This window comes from Pseudoxanthomonas sp. X-1 (genome assembly GCF_020042665.1).
GTDB classification, from domain to species: Bacteria; Pseudomonadota; Gammaproteobacteria; order Xanthomonadales; family Xanthomonadaceae; genus Pseudoxanthomonas_A; species Pseudoxanthomonas_A spadix_A.
Genome location: NZ_CP083376.1, coordinates 229295 through 249264, shown reverse-complemented (window position 1 = coordinate 249264; position 19970 = coordinate 229295). Strand labels below are relative to the sequence as shown.

General features: G+C 72.0%; 17 protein-coding genes. 10 read left to right on the top strand and 7 right to left on the bottom strand.

Annotation, left to right across the window (positions count from 1 at the left end; translation table 11 throughout):
* Positions 1-15 precede the first annotated feature (15 nt).
* Complete coding sequence (locus LAJ50_RS01050; protein ID WP_138651364.1) at positions 16-2823, top strand: serine/threonine-protein kinase; 2808 nt, start codon at positions 16-18, stop codon at positions 2821-2823.
* A 4-nt stretch (positions 2824-2827) separates the two neighbouring features.
* Here LAJ50_RS01050 and LAJ50_RS01045 read toward each other — a convergent pair whose 3' ends face one another.
* Positions 2828-3454 carry a thymidine kinase gene (locus LAJ50_RS01045; RefSeq protein WP_138651365.1) on the bottom strand — a complete coding sequence of 209 codons (627 nt, stop codon included), beginning with the start codon at positions 3452-3454 and terminating at the stop codon, positions 2828-2830.
* Positions 3455-3586: 132 nt separating this feature from the next.
* Between LAJ50_RS01045 and LAJ50_RS01040 the strand changes: the two genes are divergently transcribed.
* Complete coding sequence (locus LAJ50_RS01040; RefSeq protein WP_138651366.1) at positions 3587-5566, top strand: UvrD-helicase domain-containing protein; 1980 nt, start codon at positions 3587-3589, stop codon at positions 5564-5566.
* A 644-nt stretch (positions 5567-6210) separates the two neighbouring features.
* On the opposite strand, the gene LAJ50_RS01035 is transcribed toward LAJ50_RS01040, so the two are convergent.
* Positions 6211-6879 (bottom strand): DUF480 domain-containing protein, encoded by a 669-nt coding sequence (locus LAJ50_RS01035; RefSeq protein WP_138651367.1) that lies wholly within the window; start codon positions 6877-6879, stop codon positions 6211-6213.
* A 121-nt stretch (positions 6880-7000) separates the two neighbouring features.
* Here LAJ50_RS01035 and LAJ50_RS01030 point away from each other — a divergent pair, with 121 nt between their 5' ends.
* The 5 genes from LAJ50_RS01030 (at position 7001) to LAJ50_RS01010 (ending at position 14189) form a co-directional block, all read left to right on the top strand.
* A complete protein-coding gene (locus LAJ50_RS01030; RefSeq protein WP_130551237.1) occupies positions 7001-7927 on the top strand; it encodes a 5'-nucleotidase, lipoprotein e(P4) family in 927 nt (308 codons plus the stop codon).
* Positions 7924-8643 carry an orotidine-5'-phosphate decarboxylase gene (gene pyrF / locus LAJ50_RS01025; RefSeq protein ID WP_138651368.1) on the top strand — a complete coding sequence of 240 codons (720 nt, stop codon included), beginning with the start codon at positions 7924-7926 and terminating at the stop codon, positions 8641-8643. The genes LAJ50_RS01030 and pyrF overlap by 4 nt, the downstream gene beginning before the upstream one ends.
* 624 nt (positions 8644-9267) lie before the next feature.
* Positions 9268-10266 (top strand): hypothetical protein, encoded by a 999-nt coding sequence (locus LAJ50_RS01020; RefSeq protein ID WP_138651369.1) that lies wholly within the window; start codon positions 9268-9270, stop codon positions 10264-10266.
* Positions 10266-12920, top strand: coding sequence for a glycerol-3-phosphate 1-O-acyltransferase PlsB (plsB, locus tag LAJ50_RS01015; RefSeq protein ID WP_138651370.1), 2655 nt, complete (start codon positions 10266-10268; stop codon positions 12918-12920). The genes LAJ50_RS01020 and plsB overlap by 1 nt, the downstream gene beginning before the upstream one ends.
* A 6-nt stretch (positions 12921-12926) precedes the next feature.
* Positions 12927-14189, top strand: coding sequence for a hypothetical protein (locus LAJ50_RS01010; RefSeq protein ID WP_138651371.1), 1263 nt, complete (start codon positions 12927-12929; stop codon positions 14187-14189).
* Positions 14190-14214: 25 nt separating this feature from the next.
* Here LAJ50_RS01010 and LAJ50_RS01005 read toward each other — a convergent pair whose 3' ends face one another.
* From LAJ50_RS01005 to LAJ50_RS00985, 5 genes are all read right to left on the bottom strand, one after another.
* Complete coding sequence (locus tag LAJ50_RS01005; protein WP_138651372.1) at positions 14215-14808, bottom strand: hypothetical protein; 594 nt, start codon at positions 14806-14808, stop codon at positions 14215-14217.
* Complete coding sequence (locus tag LAJ50_RS01000; protein ID WP_138651373.1) at positions 14805-15419, bottom strand: hypothetical protein; 615 nt, start codon at positions 15417-15419, stop codon at positions 14805-14807. The genes LAJ50_RS01005 and LAJ50_RS01000 overlap by 4 nt, the downstream gene beginning before the upstream one ends.
* Complete coding sequence (locus LAJ50_RS00995; protein ID WP_138651374.1) at positions 15416-16039, bottom strand: hypothetical protein; 624 nt, start codon at positions 16037-16039, stop codon at positions 15416-15418. Before LAJ50_RS00995 ends, LAJ50_RS01000 begins: the two co-directional genes overlap by 4 nt.
* A gap of 57 nt (positions 16040-16096) precedes the next feature.
* Positions 16097-16759 carry a hypothetical protein gene (locus LAJ50_RS00990; protein WP_138651375.1) on the bottom strand — a complete coding sequence of 221 codons (663 nt, stop codon included), beginning with the start codon at positions 16757-16759 and terminating at the stop codon, positions 16097-16099.
* Between the two features lie 191 nt (positions 16760-16950).
* Positions 16951-17157 (bottom strand): YdcH family protein, encoded by a 207-nt coding sequence (locus LAJ50_RS00985; protein WP_130551246.1) that lies wholly within the window; start codon positions 17155-17157, stop codon positions 16951-16953.
* A gap of 114 nt (positions 17158-17271) precedes the next feature.
* Between LAJ50_RS00985 and ttcA the strand changes: the two genes are divergently transcribed.
* The 3 genes from ttcA to LAJ50_RS00970 all read left to right on the top strand — a co-directional run bounded on the left by ttcA (position 17272) and on the right by LAJ50_RS00970 (position 19927).
* Positions 17272-18174, top strand: coding sequence for a tRNA 2-thiocytidine(32) synthetase TtcA (gene ttcA / locus LAJ50_RS00980; RefSeq protein WP_138651376.1), 903 nt, complete (start codon positions 17272-17274; stop codon positions 18172-18174).
* A gap of 38 nt (positions 18175-18212) precedes the next feature.
* Positions 18213-18869: a hypothetical protein gene (locus tag LAJ50_RS00975; protein WP_138651377.1), complete on the top strand. Its 657-nt coding sequence runs from the start codon at positions 18213-18215 to the stop codon at positions 18867-18869.
* A 158-nt stretch (positions 18870-19027) separates the two neighbouring features.
* On the top strand, positions 19028-19927 hold the full coding sequence (locus LAJ50_RS00970; RefSeq protein ID WP_130551249.1) for a recombination-associated protein RdgC: 900 nt from the start codon (positions 19028-19030) through the stop codon (positions 19925-19927).
* The last annotated feature ends 43 nt before the right edge of the window (positions 19928-19970 follow it).

Below are 19970 nucleotides of genomic sequence, written 5' to 3'. Positions count from 1 at the left end.
GCGGGCGCGGCGACCATGGATTCCGCGCGCTGGCAGCGCCTGTCGCCCCTGCTGGACCTGCTGCTGGACATGGGTCCGGAGGAGCGGGAGCAGGCGCTGGCGCGCCACCGGCAGCACGATCCGGCGCTGGCCGACGAGCTGGCCGCGCTGCTGGCGCTGGACCAGGGCGCCGGCGACAGCTTCCCGCCGCCGCTGCACGAGCCGCAGCCGAGCCTGCGCCCGGGCACGCGCATCGGCCCCTACGTGCTGGAGCACCTGCTGGGCGAAGGCGGCATGGGCATGGTCTGGCGCGCCAGGCGCGCCGAGGGCGGCTACCAGCGGCGCGTGGCGCTGAAGCTGCTGCACCCGGGCTTCGCCGACCACCGCCTGCGCCTGCGCTTCTCGCGCGAGCGCGACATCCTGGCGCGGCTGGAGCATCCGCACATCGGCCGCCTGCTCGATGCCGGCGTCGGCGACCAGGGCCAGCCCTACCTGGCGCTGGAGTACGTCGAGGGCCTGCCGATCACCGACTACTGCCGCCAGCACGGGCAGGCGCTGGAGGCGCGCCTGGCGCTGTTCCGCCAGGTCTGCCAGGCGGTCAGCCACGCGCACGCCAACCTGATCGTGCACCGCGACCTCAAGCCCTCCAACATCCTGGTCACCGCGCACGGCCAGGCCCGGCTGCTGGACTTCGGCATCGCCAAGCTGCTCGACACGCCCGACGGCGCGGTGGCCAGGACGGAGCTGCGCGCCTTCACCCTGCACTACGCCGCGCCCGAGCAGGTCCGCGGCGAACCGGTCACCACCCGCACCGACGTCTACGCCCTGGGCGTGGTGCTGTACGAGATGCTGACCGGCCACAAACCCTACCGGCTGCGCGGCGACAACCCGCTGCAGTGGGAGCAGGCCATCGTCGCGGTGGACCCGCCGCGCCCCTCGCAGCGCGTGCTGGGCGCGGGCGAGACCGGCGAGGTCGGCCTGGACGCGCGCCGCCAGGCGCGGCGCCTGCGCGGCGACCTGGACCGCATCGTGCTCAAGGCGCTGGCCAAGCGTCCGGAGGAGCGCTACCCCTCGGTCGAAGCGCTTTCGGCCGACCTGGGCCGGCACCTGCAGGGCCTGCCGGTGCAGGCGCGGCGACAGAGCCTGGCCTACCGGCTGGGCAAGTACGCCACGCGCCGACGCTGGTGGCTGATGGCCGCCGCGCTGGCGATCTGCGTGCTGGTCGGCGCGGCGGCGATCAGCCTGCGCCAGGCGCGCGAGGCCATGCGCGAGGCGCAGCGCGCGCAGGCGATGCAGGACTTCGTGATCGGCCTGTTCGACAACACCGGCGCGGCCCCGCGCGGCGAGGCGGTGGACACGCGCAAGCTGCTGGAGGCCGGCGCCGCGCGCGGCGAGCGCGAACTGGCCGGCCAGCCGCTGGCGCATGCCGAACTGCTGGCGGTGGTCGGCCGCCTGCGTCTGGGCCTGGGCGACTACGAGCAGGCGCTGGCCCTGCTCGCGCGTGGCCAGGCGCTGCTGGCCGCCACGCCGGACCCGCCCGCGCAGCTGCGCCTGCAGCTGGCCACCCAGCGCGGCCGCGCGCTGGCGCTGCTGGACCGCGGCGCCGAATGCGTGTCGCTGCTGGGCCCGCTGCAACCGCTGGCCCAGTCGCGCCGCGGGGTCGAACAGACCATGGCCAACGACTTCCTGTCCCAGTACGCGCGTTGCCTGCGCCAGGTCGACAGGCCCGACGAGGCCAGGGCGCTGTTCGAGCAGGTGCTCGCGCGGCAGCAGCTGATCGAACGGCCGACCAACCAGGCCCAGAGCCTGCTCGACCTGGCGCAGACCGCGACCGACCGCGGCGACGAGCCGGCGGCGTTCGCGCTGTACCGGCAGGCGCTGACGCAGCTGCGCGACCAGCCCGACACCGCGCTGGAGATCGACGTCCTGCGCGGCTTCGGCGCGGCCCAGCGCCTGCGCGGGGAGACCGACGCGGCGCAGGCCAGCTTCCAGCGCGCGCTGGACCTGGCCACCGCGTTCTACGACCCCCGGCATCCGACCGTGGGCCACCTGCGCGCCAATCTGATGGCGCTGGACGTGGACCGCGGCCGCTACGCGCAGGCCGAACGCCAGGCGCGCACCCTGCTCACCGGCGTGCAGCAGCAGCTCGGCCCGCAGCATCGCCGCACCGGCCTGGCCTGGAACAGCCTGGGCATCATCGCCATGGAACGCGGCGACAGCGCCCAGGCACTGGCCGACATCGCGCGCGCCATCGCGATCTGGCGCGCGCCGGGCAACGAAGGGCTGCTGCACGGCGGGCTGTTCAACCTCGGCCTGGCGCAGCTGGCCGCCGGCCAGCCCGAGCAGGCGCTGCGCGCGTTCCAGGAGAGCCGGCGGCTGCGTGTCGCCCGCTACGGTGCGGAGTCGGAGATCGTCGGCGAGGCCGACCGCATGATCGGCCAGGCGCTGGCCGACGCCGGAACGCCGGACCAGGCCGCGCCGTGGTTCGACAGCGCCGTGCGGCTGAGCACCGGAAAGACGGCCATGCCGCTGCGCCAGCGCGCCGCCGAACTGGCGCAGGCGCGCAACCAGGCCCGGCTCGGCCAGCTCGCGCCGGCGCAGGCGACGATGGCGCGCCTGGCGCAGTTGCCCATCGACACCAGCGAGACCCAGCGCCTGGTCTGGCGCGCCCGCGCCTACCTGGCCGAATCCCGCTGCGGCAGCGCCGCGCCCGCCCCGGCGTCCGACCTCAAGGCGCTGCAGAACGAACTGCACGGCGCCCAGCCCGAGGGCGGCACGCTGGTGCGCGAGATCGACCACATCGCCCAGGCCTGCAACGCGCGCCTGCTGGCGCGCAACCGCTAGCGCCTTACCTGGGCAGCGGCAGCGGCGCCTGCAGCGGCTGCATGGACGACTCGCCGCGGGTGATCTTCTTGTATTCGGCGCGGCTGACCGAGACGTAGGACTCGTTGCCGCCGATCTCCACCTGCGGCCCGTCCTGTACCACGCGGCCCTGGCCGTCCACGCGCACGGTCATGGTGGCCTTGGCGCCGGTGTGGCAGATGGTCTTGATCTCGCCGAGCTCGTCGGCCCAGGCCAGCAGCGCCTGGCTTCCTTCGAACAGCTCGCCGCGGAAATCCGTGCGCAGGCCGTAGCACAGCACCGGGATGCCGCGCTGGTCGACCACCTCGCTGAGCTGCCAGACCTGCGCGCGGCTGAGGAACTGCGCCTCGTCCACCAGCACGCAGTGCAGCGCGCCATGGGCGGCGATGTCCGCATCGACCACCGCCAGCAGGTCGTCGGCGGCGGTGAAGGCCGTGCCCTCCGCGCGCAGGCCGATGCGCGAGGCCACCACGCCGGTGCCGGCGCGATCGTCCAGCCGCGGCGTCAGGATCAGCACCCGCATCCCGCGCTCGCGGTAGTTGTGCGCCGACTGCAGCAGCGTGGTGGTCTTGCCGGCGTTCATTGCCGAGTAATAGAAGTAGAGCTTGGCCATGAGGCGGGGAAGGAGTGGGAAGGAACGAGGAACGCGTGACAACGGTCGCGCCTCAAGGGATGAGAGAATACTCGCAGCGGGAACGCTCCCGCCCTCCCCGTTTCTCGTTCCCTCTCCACTCGTCCCTGGCCCATGGATTTCCTCAACCCCCCGCAGCGCGCCGCGGTGCTGCATGTCCATGGCCCGCTGCTTGTGCTGGCCGGCGCGGGCAGCGGCAAGACGCGCGTGATCATCGAGAAGATCGCGCACCTGATCGCCTCCCGGCGCATGCCCGCCAAGCGCATCGCGGCGATCACCTTCACCAACAAGTCGGCCAAGGAAATGCGCGAGCGCCTGGCCAAGCGAGTCAAGGGCGATGCGGCCGAGGGCCTGACCATCTGCACCTTCCACGCCCTGGGGCTGAAGTTCCTGCAGATCGAGCACGCCGCGGCCGGGCTGAAGCGCAACTTCTCGATCTTCGACGCCGACGATTCGGCCGCGCAGATCAAGGACCTGATGCCGGGCGCCAAGCCGGACGCGATCGAACAGATGAAGTCGCTGGTCTCGCGCGCCAAGAACCAGGGCCTGTCGCCCGAGGCCGCCGCCGAGCTGGCCAAGAGCCCGCGCGAGGCCGAGGCCGCGGCCCTGTACGCGCGCTACCAGGCGCGGCTGGCGAGCTTCAACGCGGTGGATTTCGACGACCTGATCCGGCTGCCGGTGCAGATCCTGGAAAGCAACGCCGAGATCACCGCGGCCTGGCGCGAGCGCATCGGCTACCTGCTGGTGGACGAGTGCCAGGACACCAACGACGCGCAGTACCGCCTGCTCAAGGCCATCGCCGGGCCGCGCGGCGACTTCACCTGCGTGGGCGACGACGACCAGAGCATCTACGCCTGGCGCGGCGCCAACCCGGAGAACCTGCTGCAGATGGGCCGCGACTATCCGCAGCTGGAGATCGTCAAGCTGGAGCAGAACTACCGCTGCTCCAACCGCGTGCTGCGCGCGGCCAACGCGCTGATCGCGCGCAATCCGCACGAGCATCTCAAGCAGCTGTGGTCCGATCAGGCCGACGGCGAACGCATCCGCGTCTGGGAATGCCGCGACAACGACCACGAGGCGGAGAAGGTCGCCGCGGAGATCGCCTTCCTGCAGGCGGCCAAGCAGGTGCCCTGGAGCGAGTTCTGCATCCTGTTCCGCGGCAATTTCCAGTCGCGCGTGCTGGAGAAGGCGCTGCAGCTGCTGCGCATCCCCTACCATCTCACCGGCGGCACCGCGTTCCTGGACCGGCAGGAGGTCAAGGACGCGCTGAGCTGGCTGCGCCTGGTGGCCAATCCCGACGACGATGCGGCGTTCCTGCGCGCGGTGCAGAACCCCAAGCGCGAGGTCGGCGCGACCTCGCTGGCGCGCCTGGCCGAGATGGCCCAGCAGCGCCACCTGCCGATGGCGCGCGTGGCCGAGATCACCGGCGCGCTGCAGGCGCTGCCGCCGCGCGCGGCCAACGGCCTGGCCAGCTTCAACGACGCCGTGCGCGGCCTGCGCGAGCAGGCGCCGCGCACCTCGGCGGCCGATCTGGTGCGGCTGCTGGCCGAACGCTCGGGCCTGCTGGCCGACCTGCGCGTGCAGTCCAAGGACGAGGCCTCGTTCCAGCGGCGCAAGGCCAACCTGGAGGAGCTGGCGGACTGGTTCGGCGGCGGGCCGCGCGGCGCCAGCGCGGGCGACCTGGCCGCACAGCTGGCGCTGCTGTCGCGCAACGACAAGGACGACGGCGGCAACCAGGTGCGGATGATGACCCTGCACGCGGCCAAGGGGCTGGAGTTCCGCTACGTGTTCATCGTCGGCTGCGAGGACGGCGTGCTGCCGCACGAGACCGCGCTGGAGGAAGGCTCGCTGGAGGAGGAGCGCCGGCTGATGTACGTGGGCATCACCCGCGCCAAGGAAGGCCTGTACCTGAGCCACAGCCGCACCACGCGCAAGTTCCGCGAACTGGTGCGCCTGCAGCCCAGCCGCTTCCTCGATGAGCTGCCCGCAGCCGAACTGCAGCGCGACGGCGCCGACCCGGTGGCCGATGCCGCGCACAAGCAGGAGCGCGCGAAGGCGGGGTTGGCGGCGATCCAGGCGTTGTTCGACGATTAGTCGGACAGTGCCACGCCGTGTGGCTGCGTTCGGGGGCATGCGACGCTACCAGCGGCTGGCGGCGCCTCCGCTCCCGTGGCAACTTCCTGCCGCTCTCCCGTAAGCGGAAGATCGGTTCTCAGATTTCTGCTGAAAGCCGATGGGCTCCCGCTTTCGCGGGAACGACGGTGGAGCCTCTGACGCTTGGCCGGGAAAGCCCCGACCCCTCCCCCTCAGTCGCTAGCCGCGACTTCGAGCTCCCCTGCGCTGCGCGCAAGGGAGGGGGCCACAGCCTCAAGCCTCAAGCCTCAAGCCTCAAGCCTCGAGCCTCGAGCCTCGAGCCTCGAGCCTCGAGCCTCGAGCCTCGAGCCTCGAGCCATCCGCAGCATGTGCTGATACTCGCGGCAAGGCGCTTTGCCCCCTCCCTTTCGCCGCAGGCGAAGGGGAGGGCCGGGTGGGGTGCTCTTGATCCCGCTGCGGCTTTCGATGACCTGAAGCGGCCGAAGATCTCACTCAACCGCTTCAACGTTCAGCCCGTGCGGGCAGCCGCGCCGGAACGACCACGGTGCGCTGCACGCCGGACAACGCCGCCCATGCCAGCCATCGCGGCGTCCGCGTGCGCGGCGTGCGGGCGCACCTGGCGCGTCATACCGGAGGCGGCGCGCTCAGGACAGCTGAGGCACCGCAGGACCCGCGGGCTGCAGCTGCGCCAGGCGCGCTTCCAGATCGGCCACGCGCGCCTCCAGCTCGGCGATGCGGTGCTCCAGTGCGCTGGGGGCGCTCTCACCGGACCCGCTGGTAACGCGCGCGCTGATCGCCGCCACGTCCACCGGCCCGGCCAGCAGGTGCATCCAGCGGTCCTCGCGCTGGCCCGGGCCGCGCGGAATCTGCACCACCAGCGCCGATTCGCGATGCGCCAGGCGCTCCAGGTGGTGGCGCGCGTCCTCCGCGTCGGCGAACGAGGCCAGCCGCTCGGCGCGGGTCAGCAGTTCATTGACCGTCTGCGGGCCGCGCAGCAGCAGCAGGCCGAGCAGCGCGACCTGCTGGTTGGGCAGGCTGAAGGCCTTGTCGGCGAGGTGTTCGTAGCGCTCGGCGCGCGAGGAGAACTGCTGGCGCGCCAGGCCCAGGGACTCCAGCGCGCGCAGCGCATGCTGCACGGCGCCGGCCTGCAGGTTCATGATCGGATCGCGCGCGGTCTTCTGGTTGGCGGCCGACACCGCGGCATTGACCGTCAGCGGATAGACATCCGGCGTGGTGGCTTCCTTCTCGATCAGGCAGCCCAGCAGGCGGGCCTGGGCGGCGTCGAGCACGGGCAGGTCGGCGGCATCGGTCACAAGGCACCTGGAACGGTTCAAGGGGCCGGCAAGGATAGCCGCCGCGCGCGGCCGGCGCCGAAGTGAGGCTGTCACCGGCAGCCGGTAAACTTGCGGGCCTCTTTCGCGTCGATCCTCCCACGTGACCGCAACCCGACCGCTGCTCCTGAGCCTCTGCACCGTGCTGGCCCTGGCCGCCTGCAAGCGCACCGACCCCGCCGCCGCGCCGGCCGCCTCCACGCCGGCCCCGGCCGTCGCCGCGGCCACCCAGCCCGTCCCGACCACGCCCACCGCACCGGCCGACGACAACCTCAACGCGGTGCTGTGGGTGCAGCGTTCGGTCGAATACCAGGCCCTGTCGATCCAGACCTATCGCGCCGCCGCCGATCACCTGGACGCCGCGCTGAAGGAAAAGCACTGGGACGCGCTGGTGCCGGAAGAGCGCGGCAACGCCGCCACCGGCCTGAAGCCGGCGGTGATCCTGGACGTGGACGAGACCGTGCTGGACAACTCGCCCTACCAGGCGCGCCTGATCCGCGACAACGCCGAATACGACGAGGTCAGCTGGGACCGCTGGGTGGCCGAGAAGAAGGCCAAGGCCGTGCCGGGCGTGGTCGACTTCGCCAAGGCCGCCAACGCCAAGGGCGTGACCCTGCTGTACGTCTCCAACCGCGCCGTGCACCTCAAGGACGCCACCATCGCCAACCTCAAGGCGGTCGGCCTGCCGGTGGCCGACGACAGCGTGTTCCTGGGCCTGGGCACGAACGTGCCGGGCTGCGAGCAGAACGGCACCGAGAAGAACTGCCGGCGCAGGCTGGCCGGGCAGCAGTACCGCGTGCTGATGCAGTTCGGCGACCAGCTGGGCGACTTCGTGCAGGTGGTGGCCAACACGCAGGCCGACCGCGAGCGGCTGCTGACGCAGTACCGCGACTGGTTCGGCGAGCGCTGGTGGATGCTGGCCGGCCCGACCTACGGCTCGTGGGAGCCGGCGCTGTTCAACAACGACTGGCAGCAGCCGCGCGAGGCGCGCCGCGCCGCCAAGCGCGCGCAGCTGGACGTGGCGCCATGAGCGCGCTGCAGCTGGCCCCGCGCGAGCGCCTGATCGTCGCCCTGGACGAACCCACCGGCGCGCAGGCGCTGGACTGGGTCGATCGCCTGGGCGATGCGGTGGGCTTCTACAAGATCGGCATGGAGCTGCTGGCCTCGGGCGATTACTTCAGCGTGCTCGACGCGCTGGCCAAGCGCGACAAGAAGATCTTCGTCGACCTGAAGTTCTTCGACATCCCGGCCACGGTGGCCGGGGTGATCGCCGGGCTGTCGCGCTGGCCGGTGACCTTCGCCACGATCCACGGCTGGCACGCGCCGATGATGCAGGCCGCCGCCGAAGCGCGCCGTGGCGAGCTGCGCCTGCTGGCGGTGACGGTGCTGACCTCGATGGACCGCGGCGACCTGGCCGCGATGGGCATCGACGCCGAGCCGCAGGCCGTGGTGGTGCAGCGCGCGCTGGCCGCGCAGGCCGCCGGCATCGACGGGGTCATCTGCTCGGGCCTGGAGGCCGCGCCCGTGCGCGCGGCGGCCGGCGCCGGCTTCGACATCGTCTGCCCCGGCATCCGCCCGGCCGGCAGCGCGGTGGGCGACCAGAAGCGGGTGCTGGACGTGGCCCAGGCCTTCGCCGCCGGCGCCGATGCCATCGTGGTCGGCCGGCCGATCCGCCAGGCCAGCGATCCGCGCGCGGCGGCCGAGGCGATCCAGCAGCAGATCCTCGCCGCGCACCAGCCCGCCTAGGCCGCCAAGGCGCAGGCGCCGCGGCAGCTGCGGAGCACGCTTGAGGGCCTGCACGCACGGCGTGACATGCCGCCATCCCGAGCGAGCATGCCCGCGTGGTGGGTTGCGCGATATCGTCGAGGCCGGACCAGGCTCGCCCTGACCGGCGAACCGCATGCAGGGGGGCGCGCATCCGCACGGCGCTTCACGGGATCAGGTCGCCGCCACGGGTCCTGCCACGCTGGGAAGGACGGCAGGTCGCAGCCGTCTGGCAGGGCAGACATATTTGCGAAATTATCCGTTTTAAATCAATAGCTTGAGAAGCAACACTTAAAGTGTTGCATTGCCTTTATTCAGGGGTTAGGCTGTGCGCCGTCCGGCCCTGGGCCGGAGCGTTGCCACAACCGATGTCCTCCGGGCCCGACCCGGATTTGCCAGGCCCGCGCGTCGTCATTCGACCGGGCCTGTTTTTTTTGCGCCCCCATCCAAGTGCCCGGCTCTCATGTGCGGCGGCTTCGGAAGGGCAGCGGTCCGGCGGGCGGGGCCGCTTACCGCGGCGAAGCCGCTTGCTGGGGCGTCGTCCGCCCGCGTGTTGCCCGCGACACATGCAGCGGCCAAGATGCCCCCCACCTGGAGAGAACCCCCATGCCTCGGGCCCTGCGCATACCCGCCGCCGTCCTTGCCTGTGCCCTGGCCGTCCTGGCCGCGTGCCAGCGCTCGCCCAAGCCGGTGGTCGACGACCGACCGGACGGCCCGGCCGCCACTGTGCGTCACCTGGCGGCACAGCTGCGCCAGTACGACCTGGCCGGCTTCGCCCGCGATGCGGTGCCCGCCCAGGACTACCAGACCTTCGCGGCCGGCTGGGCCGCCGGCGCCAGCCGCTGGCCGCTGAGCGAACTGCCCCTGCCCGAACGGCTGGTGCCCATGCTGGCCGCACTGTCGGCCAACGACGCCGAACGCCAGCTGGGCATCGACTACGACCGCAACCTGGCCGGCCAGGTCACCGACCTGCGCAACGCCGCGCAGACCCTGGGCCTGTTCATCGGCCAGTACGTGCGCAGCCAGGGCGAATTCACCCCCGACCAGCGCGCGCATTTCGGCCAGGTCGTGCCGGCGCTGACCGCCTGGGCGCAGTCGGCGCCGCTGGCCGATGCCGCCCGCGCCCATACCGCGCTGCGCACCCTGGTACCGGCCGCGCGGGCGACCGGCATCGATTCGGAGGCCGACCTGACCCAGGCCGGCATGGCCGGCGCCCTGGCCCGGCTGGATCCGTTCTTCGCCGCGCTGGGCGGCGTGCTGGCCGACTACGGCCTGTCGCTGGACGACAGCCTGGCCAAACTGGAAGTGGGCGAGGTCACCCAGGAGGGCGACCTGGCCAAGGTCGCGGTGACCTACCCGCTGGCCGGCAAGCCGATCCAGCTGACCGTGACCCTGCGCCGCCAGGGCGGCCACTGGTACGTGGCCCACTACATGGACCAGGCCGCGGCCCTGCGCAAACGCCTCGAACAGCAGGCGCCCACTGCGCCTGACGCGCCGGCGCCCGAGGCGCCGTCCCCTTCCGCGCCGCCGGCGTCCTCGCCACCGCCGCCGGACGGCAAGGTGGCCGGAACGGTCACCGGGGCCGGCAACGGCCATTGGGCATAATGGCCGCGATGCCTGACCAGAACCCCCTGCCCTTCCCCGAAGACCCGCGTCCCGAGCGCGAGGACGCACCGCCGGCAGAGGCGGCCGACGCCGCGGCGTCCGCACCCGCGCAGCTGCCGGTGCCGGTGTCCGCCCCGATCGGCCGCACCGGCAAGCCCCCGCTGTGGGCGCGCCTGCTGCACAAGGTGGTCGACCCCTGGGTCGAGCTGGACATCGAACCCGAGGCGCCGTCCACGCTGCTGGACAGCCGTCCGGTGTGCTACGTGCTGGAAGACTACGGCCTGTCCAACGCCCTGATCCTGGACCGCGCCTGCCAGGCCGCCGGCCTGCCCTCGCCGCTGCTGCCGCTGCCGGTGCCGGGCGACCCGCTGCGGCGCAAGCGCGCCTACCTGGCCCTGTCGCGGCGCATCGCCAGTTCGCTGATCCCCGAGGCCGGCAGCACCAAGACCCATTCGGACTCGCTGGCGCGCCTGCTGCAGGCGCACCGCCTCAATCCGGCGCTGGACGTGCAGCTGGTGCCGGTGTCGATCTTCGTCGGCCGCGCGCCGGACAAGCAGAGCGGCTGGTTCGCGGTGCTGTTCTCGGAGAACTGGGCGCTGGTGGGCCGCTTCCGCCGCCTGCTGGCGATCCTGCTCAACGGCCGCAGCACCATCGTGCGCTTCTCCGCGCCGGTGTCGGTGCGCGACGCCGTGGCCGAACAGCTGCCGCCCGAGCGCACGGTGCGCAAGCTCTCGCGCGTGCTGCGCAAGCACTTCCACCGCATCCGCGAATCGGTGATCGGCCCGGACCTGTCCACCCGCCGCCTGCTGGTGGACCAGGTGCTGGCGGCCGAGCCGGTCAAGGAGGCCATCGCCGACCAGGCGCGCCGCGACAACTCCAAGCCCGAGGACGCGTGGAAGAAGGCCCACGCCTACGCTTGGGAGATCGCCGCCGACTACTCCAACCCGGTGGTGCGCTCGGCCAGCTTCCTGCTCAGCCACGTGTGGAACCGCATCTACGCCGGCGTGCTGGTGCACCACCTGGACAAGTTCAAGGACGCCGCGCCCGGGCACGAGATCGTCTACGTGCCCAGCCACCGCAGCCACATGGACTACCTGCTGCTGAGCTACCTGCTGTACGAACGCGGCATCGTGCCGCCGCACATCTTCGCCGGCATCAACCTCAATCTGCCGGTGGTCGGCACGCTGCTGCGCAAGGGCGGCGCGTTCTTCGCCCGGCGCTCGTTCCGCGGCAACCCGCTGTACTCGGCGGTGTTCAGCGAGTACATGGCCCAGCTGGTGGCCGGCGGCTATTCGATCGAATACTTCGTCGAGGGCGGGCGCTCGCGCACCGGCCGGCTGCTGCCGCCCAAGGGCGGGGTGATCTCGATGACCGTGCGCGCCTACCTGCGCCAGCCGCGCAAGCCGGTGCTGTTCCAGCCGGTGTACATCGGCTACGAGAAGCTGATGGAGGGCAAGAGCTATCTGGACGAACTGTCCGGCCGGCCCAAGCAGAAGGAATCCATCTGGGGCCTGCTGTGGTCCATCCCCAAGGTGCTGCGCTCCAATTTCGGCCAGGTGGTGGTGAACTTCGGCGAGCCGATCGAGCTGACCGACATGCTGGCCCGGCACGCGCCGGAGTGGGACGGCAAGCCGCTGTCCGAGGAAGACAAGCCACGCTGGCTGTCGGACACCGTCGATGCGCTGGCCACCACCATCAACACCCGCGTCAACGCCGCCGCCGACGTCAACCCGATCAACCTGCTGGCGCTGGCGCTCCTGTCCACGCCCAAGCACGCCATGGCCGAGGCCGACCTGATCGCGCAGATCGAGCTGAGCAAGACCCTGCTGGCGCGCCTGCCGTATTCGGACCGCGTCACCGTCACCCCGCACAGCCCCGAGCGGATCATTGCCCACGGCCTGGATATCAACGTGCTGCGCCGCATCTCCCATCCGCTGGGCGATGTGCTGGACGTGGTCGATGAAGACACCGCGGTGCTGCTGAGCTACTACCGCAACAACGTGCTGCACCTGTTCACCGCGGCCTCGTGGATCGCCTGCTGCTTCCAGAACAACCGGCGCATGGCGCGTTCGCGGCTGATCGCGCTGGGCCAGCAGCTGTATCCGTTCCTGCAGGCCGAGCTGTTCCTGCCGTGGACGGCCGAGGAGTTCGGCGAGCGCATCGACCGCACCATCGATGTCTTCATCGAGGCGCACATGCTCGAACAGATCAACGATGACGATGGCGGCGTCCTGCAGCGCAATGCGGGGCAGACCGACGAGGTCTTCCGCCTGCGCGCGATCGGCCACTCGCTGCAGCAAGCCTTCGAGCGCTATTACATCGCCATCTCGGTGCTGGTGAAGAACGGCCCGGGCACGCTGGGCGCGGCCGAGCTGGAGAGCCTGTGCCAGCAGGCCGCCCAGCGCCTGAGCCTGCTCTACGCGCCGGCCGCGCCGGAGTTCTTCGACAGGACGCTGTTCCGCGGCTTCATCCAGAAACTGCGCGAGCTCAAGCTGGTGTGGCCGGACGAGCACAGCAAGCTGCTGTTCGACGCGCGCCTGGACGCGTGGGCGCGCGATGCCAAGGTGATCCTGGGCCGCGAGCTGCGCCACACCATCGAACGCGTCAGCCCCGAGGCGGCGCGTCCGGAACCGGCGCCGACGCCTTCCGAATAAGCCCGCATGGCGCTGTCCCCGCCCGCCGCGACGCCCGACATCGCCGCCGACCGCGGGCCGGCGTGGCTGGAAGTGCCGCGCCTGGCCGGCCGGGTGCTGGCCCGGCACTGGCCGGCGCTGCTGTTCTGGTTCTTCGCCATGCGCGTGTGCTACGACGCGCTGATGCAGCTGGCGGTGCGGCTGGGCAGCTACAGCGCGCTGCTGTCCTTCGCCGCGCTGTCGCTGCTGATCGTCACCCAGCTGGCCGGCACGATCCTCATGTTCCAGTCGCTGCGGCCCTCGCTGCCGATGCTGGCCGGCGGGGCGACCACGCCGCGGCTGGACCCGGCGCGCGCGCACTGGAGCGGTGCGCTGGCGGTGGCGCTGCTGCCGTTCTTCGCCTACTACGCCGGCTGGGGCCTGCTGGAGAACCTGCGCCGCGACTTCCGCACCGGCTATGTGATGGGCGTGTGGGACAAGGAGGACCTGGCCAACGTCCTGCACCTGAAAGGCATCTGGGTCGCGCTGGCCGTCGCCTGGGTGCTGCGCTGGGCGGCCAAGCGCCGCGCCGCCGCCGGCGAAGGCTGGGGCTGGAAGCTGCTGGTGACCGTGTGCGAGGCCTACTGGGTGTTCGTCGGCGTGGCCGCCATCACCCGGCTCCACGGCGTGGCCAAGGACTGGTGGCACGCGCGGGTGGTGTATGTGGCGGCGACCCGCTGGTGGGAGAACCCGGCCTCGTTGTTCACGCTGTTGCCGCCGGCCAGGCGTCTGCTGGCGCCGGCGTGGGACGTGGTGAACACGGCCGCCGGCGCGGTGGTGCTGCCGCTGATCTGGCTGGCGATCACCGCGCTGATCTACGGCATCGACCTCAAGAAGGCCCAGCGCCTGGACCAGGCCGATGCCCGCCTGGAGCAGCTGGTGCAGCGCTTCCGCTCGCTGCACTTCAGCCTGCGCATGCTGGCCGACAAGGCCAGCGAGGGCTGGACCAGCAAGGGCGTGCCGGTGGTCAACAGCCTGCGTCTGGTGCTGCGCGCGGGCCTGCCGGCGCTGCTGACCCTGTGCGTGGGCTGGCAGCTGCTGGCCTGGATCGACTCCTGGGCCTGGCACTGGATGCGGCAGGTGATCGGGCCGCAGTCGCCAGCGGTGCAGCAGGTGCAGGGCCAGCTGTATGCGGTGTTCCTGACCACGCCGCTGTCGTTCCGCACCTCGCTGCTGACCGACGCGCTGCGCACGGTGCTGCTGGCGGCCACCTTCGACCGCGCCATCGCGCGGCTGCCGGGCGCGCGCTAGCGCCCGGCCCCTGGAGCGGCACGTCCTAGAGCGGCACGTCGAGATGGCGGCCGGCCACGCCGGCCAGCGGACTCAGCTCGATCCGCGCATGCAGGCCGTGCACGTCCTGCGCGCGCGGCAGCACGAAGGCGTGCTGGAACAGCAGCGGCTGGCCGGGCGCGATGGTCACCTGGTCGCCGTTCGCGTCCAGGCCGTGGCCGCAGCCGGGCGGCAGGCGCGGCCCGGCCAGCCGTGGCAGCGCATTGGGACCCGCCTCCCAGCGTCGCCCGGCCGCATCGGTCACCGCGCCGCGACAGGTCTCGAACAGCGCCGCGTCGGCGCCCGCGGCGCGCACCACCTCGTAGCGCAGCAGCAGGACCACCGCGTCCTTGCGCAGCCAGCCGCGCAGGCGGCGGTCGCCGGGTTCGACCACCTCGGCCGAGACCAGCCGCCAGCGCGCGCCGGCGAAGCGCGCCCACTGCCCGGGCTTGGCGGTGACCGGGATGTCCGGATGCAGGTCGAGATCGCGCTGGCGCGCCTGCCAGTAGGGCAGCCACAGGGCCAGCGCGCCCAGCACCAGCGTGCCGGCCAGCCAGCCGGCGTTGCGCCGCCACCAGCCCGTCGCGATCGTCGTGTTCATTGGCGCAGATCCAGCACCGGCTTGGCCTCCTCGAGCATGCGCCGCGCGCGCGCCGCGTCCAGCCCCAGGTCGACATCGACCAGGCTGTCGCCGCCGGCCGGCAGGCTGGTGCCCCAGAACAGCTGCAGATGCGCGCCCTGCAGCTGATCCGGCGGCAGTTCGAAGAACCAGGCGCCGACTTCCTGCAGCCCGGGCGCCAGTTCGCGCCCGGACAGGTTGAACGCCGGCAGGCGCGGACGCTCGGCGCCGGTGGCGACATACACCCGCCCTTCGCGGGTGCGCAGCTGCGCGGTGAGCATGCCCGGATGCTGGGTGGCCTCGACCTTGGCCAGGACCGACAGCCACACGCCCGGCGTGCGCAGGGTCCGCGCCTCATCGCCCGGATACGGGCCGTTGAGCAGGTAGGCGTGGACCACCTTGAGCGCGCCGACCTCGACCCGGAAGTTGCGCCCGACCGCGGCGCTCGCCGGCGCCGGCTGCAGCAGCGGCGCATCGCGCTGCTCGTAGCTGGACTGGTGCTTGCGCAGCACCACGATCGCCGCCAGCGCCAGCGCGATCCACAGCACCTGCCGCCAGCGCAGGCGCGGCACCGACCAGGCCCCCGCGCTCATGGCGCCACCACCCGGTCGCGCAGATCGCGCAGCGGCAGCTGCATGAGCGCCATCGGCGCGCCCTGCATCCAGCCGCCCTGGTCGTTGAGATAGGCCTTGGCCACGTAGTCGCGCGCGAACAGGCCGAACAACGGCTGCGCCGGCACGGCCGTGCCGGCCGGCAGCGACCACACCAGTTCCACCCGCTGGCGCAGGCGCGGCTGCAGCCCGGTCAGGGTGCTGTGGTCATCGGCCAGCTGCAGCACGTCGGGCCGGGTCGGCTCGCCCCGCGCGTCGACCAGCACCACGTCCTCGCGCAGGAAACCGTAGCCGTTGACGCTGCGCCCGGTGAGATTTTCGATGTCGGCCTCCAGCACCAGATACAGCGCCTGCGGGTCGGCCGGATCGACCCGCCCACCCGGCCGGTAGTGCGCCAGCCACGTCCGGCGCGGCGTCACCGCCATCGCCCCGCTGCGCAGCGTGGTGTCCGCGCCGCTGCGCGGCAGCGGGTGGGGCTTGCCCGAGGCGTCGCCGAACCCGCCCAGCGCCGTGGTGATCACCAGGGCCAGCAGGGCCACCGCCGCCGCGGCCTGCCACCAGGGGTTGCGTGCCTTCTCGATGAGTTCCTGCTTTCCGACCACATCCAGCGCTCCGTGGGCGGCGGCACCTTAGCACCCGCGCCGCCGCGGCGGCGACGCTCAGCCCAGCACGGGGAAGGCCTGCTCCAGCCAGCCGCGCGCCGACAGACCGAGCTGCGGACGCTGCACCAGATCGACCAGCGGCGAGCCGCAGCTGACGAAAGTGCCGGCGTCCTCGCACACCAGCGCCATGCGCAGCAGGCCAACATCGCCGGGCACGATCGCCGGCGGCAGGTACTCGCGGAATCCGTAGAAGGCGAACAGCGCATGCAGCGCCGGATCGCAGGCGATCAGCGCGAAACGCACGCCGGAATCACGCGCCAGGCGATAGCTGTCGCGCAGCAGCGCATCGATGACCTGGCGGGTGCGGAAGTCGGCCAGCACCTGCAGGCGCGACCCGACAACGATGTGTTCCGGCGCGCAGGCGCCGCTGAAGCGGTCCAGCTGCAGCAGCGGGCCGAGCTCGCGCCGCAGCTGCGGGGTATCGGTGGCGTGCACGCGCAGGGCCGCCACCAGCGCATCGCCGGCGAAGACCGACACGATGGTGGCGCTGGCCTCCAGCAGGTCGTCGGCTTCGGGCTCCCGCCCCTGCTCGGCGGCCAGGCGCTGGCGCATCAGCCGCAGCGGGGCGCCGGTCTGGCCCGGCCCCAGGCGCACCACGCGCAGCCCGCCCCCCGTGGGCGGGAGTGCGATGGCGGAAGCGGTGGAGCCGAGCGGAGGCATGGGCGGACGAACAACACCAGGCGCCCGGACAAGGCAGGGCCGTACCCGGGAATCAAGCAAACATCGCGCCAATCCGCCCTGGCGCCGGCGATCGCACGCAACTGCCTGTCGGGACGGGGGTTTCCGGCCCATGGTCCTGCGACGGGGGTCCCAGGGCGGTGACCGCGGCGGTCACATCTCGCCGCTGTGGCTCAGGCCGGCTCGTCGGGAATCAGGGCGCTTTCCAGGCGGGCGATGCAGTCCTTCAGCCACAGCTTGCGCTTCTTCAGGCGCTTGATCGCCAGCTCGTCGGCCTGCAGGTCGGCGATGCCGCGGCTGATCTGATCGTCCAGATCGCGATGTTCCCGCCGCAGCGCGGCAAGCCGGGTGACCGTATCGCTGGTGAGCCCCTGGTGCACCCGCCCAGCATACGCAAAGACCGCAGCAGACGGTGCGCGCGGCTGCGGCCTCGCCGTCCCCGGAGGCCCGCGCGGGGCAGGAAGGTCGGCGGCCGGCTAGAATGCACGCCCCCCATGTCCACGCCCCTGCCCCTGCAGCTGATCGACAGCGCGCCGCCGCCGGCCGGCGCGCAGGCGCGCGCGCGTCGCGAGCAGACCAAGCTGGCCAAGCGCCTGCGCCGCCAGGTCGGCCAGGCCATCGCCGACTACGGGATGATCGAGGCCGGCGACAAGGTGATGGTGTGCCTGTCCGGCGGCAAGGACAGCTACACCCTGCTGGACATCCTGCTGCAGCTGCAGCGCAAGGCGCCGGTGCCGTTCGAGCTGGTCGCGGTCAACCTGGACCAGAAGCAGCCGGGCTTCCCCGAGCATGTGCTTCCCGCCTACCTGGAAGGCCTGGGCGTGCCGTTCCACATCATCGAGCAGGACACCTACTCGGTGGTCACGCGCGTGGTGCCCGAGGGCAAGACCCTGTGCTCGCTGTGTTCGCGCATGCGCCGCGGCGCGCTCTACGCCTACGCCGCCGAGCACGGCTTCACCAAGATCGCCCTGGGCCACCACCGCGACGACATGGTGGCCACGTTCTTCATGAACCTGTTCCACCACGCCAAGCTCTCGGGCATGCCGCCCAAGCTGCTGTCCGACGACGGCCGCCATGTGGTGATCCGCCCGCTGGCCTATGTGCGCGAGGCCGACATCGTCGAATACTCGCAGGCCAAGGCGTTCCCGATCATTCCCTGCAACCTGTGCGGCAGCCAGGAGAACCTGCAGCGTCGCCAGGTCGGCAACCTGCTCAAGGCCTGGGAGAAGGAGCACCCGGGCCGGATCGAGCAGATCGCGCGCGCCATGGGCGACATCCGGCCCTCGCAGCTGGCCGATGCCAAGCTGTTCGACTTCGCCGCCCTGGGCCGTGCCGAAGGCGCGGTGCAGCCCGATGCCCACGCCTGGCTGCGCGGCGAGACTCCCGGGCTGGACTGATGGCGGTACGCGGATTGCCCCATGGACCTCGATTGACGGTGGCGCTGTCGGCACTGACCGTGCTCGCCGGCTGCGCGCGCGCCGGCGCCGACGCGCCCGTGGCCGCGAACGCCGAGACCTCCGCGCCCGCGGCGACCCCGGCCCCACCGGTGATGACGCCGCGCCAGGCGGCCCAGCGCCAGGCCAAGATCGAGCAGGCCCGCGCCGGCCAGCAGTACCTGGACGATCCGGCCGGCCAGTGGGCCACCAGCGCCACGGCCAGTTCGACCTATGCCACCGCGCTGGCCGGCCAGGACGAGCGCTGGACGCCCGAGGCGGCCACCGGCGCGCCCGATGCGGAAAGCGTGCGCTACCCCGAGAAGGGCTGGGCGCCGGAGCAGGCCGCGGGCAAGCGCCGCGCGCCGGAATGGCTGGAGCTGCGCTATGACAAGGCGGTGTCGGCCAGCGCGGTCCGCGTGCGCCAGGTCGGCCTGCCCGGCCGCCTGCGCCGGATCGAACTGATCGACGAGACCGGCGCGCGCCACATGGTCTGGAACGGCCCGGACCGCGCCCCGCGCGACGCCCAGCAGGTCACCTGGTTCCAGGCGCGCTTCGCGCCCACGCCCTACCGCACCCGCGCCGTGCGCCTGAGCGTGACGCCCGGCGCGCCGACCGGTTCGATCGACGCGGTGCAGCTGGTCGGTGCCGCGCCCTAGGGCCTGTCGCCCGTCACCGGCAGCGCCCGGTTCCGGCACCGCCGCCGCGCCGGCCTGTCAAGGCTGTCGGCGCCGGCCGCAGCCGCCATAATCCACGATCTCCTTCGCCGCGCCGTCCGCCGCTTCCAGCGCGCCGCGCGCTCCACACGGTCCCCTGCATGTTCTTCCGCAATCTCACCCTGTTCCGCTTCCCCACCTCGCTGGATTTCTCCGAACTCGACGCCCAGGTCGCGCAGGCGCCGCTCAAGCCGGTCGGCCCGCTGGAGATGAACTCGCGCGGCTTCATCAATCCGTTCGGCCGCTCCGAGGAGGTCGCCACCCATCGCGCCGACGACGCGATCTGGGTCAGCGTCGGCGGCGAGGACAAGCTGCTGCCCGGCGCGGTGGTCAACGACCTGCTGGCGCGCAAGCTGGACGAGATCGAGGCCAAGGAAGGGCGCCGCCCCGGCGGCAAGACCCGCAAGCGGCTCAAGGACGACCTGCTGCACGAGCTGCTGCCGCGCGCCTTCGTCAAACCCTCGCGCACCGATGCGCTGATCGACGCGCGCTCGGGCTTCATCGCCGTGGACGCCTCCTCGCGCAAGAGCGCCGAGAACGTGGTGTCCGAGCTGCGCGGGGTGATGGGCAGCTTCCCGGCCATGCCGGTCAACGCCGAGATCGCGCCGCGTTCGATCCTCACCGGCTGGATCGCCGGCGAGCCCCTGCCCGAGGGGCTGAGCCTCGGCGAGGAATGCGAGATGAAGGATCCCATCGACGGCGGCGCGGTGGTGAAGTGTCAGAAGCAGGAGCTGCGCAGCGAAGAGGTCGACAAGCACCTGGAAGCCGGCAAGCAGGTCACCAAGCTCGCGCTCAACCTGGACGACCACGTGTCCTTCGTCCTGGGCGAGGACCTGATCATCCGCAAGCTCAAGTTCCTCGATGGCGCGGTCGACCAGCTGGAGGACAACATCGAGGACATGCGCGCCGAACTGGACGCGCGCTTCGCGCTGATGAGCGCCGAGGTGCGGCGGCTGTTCTTCATCCTCGAAGGCGCCCTGAAGCTCAGCAAGGTGGAGTAACCGCGCCGCGGGCTGTCGCCGGACCGTCAAACGCGCGCCGCAC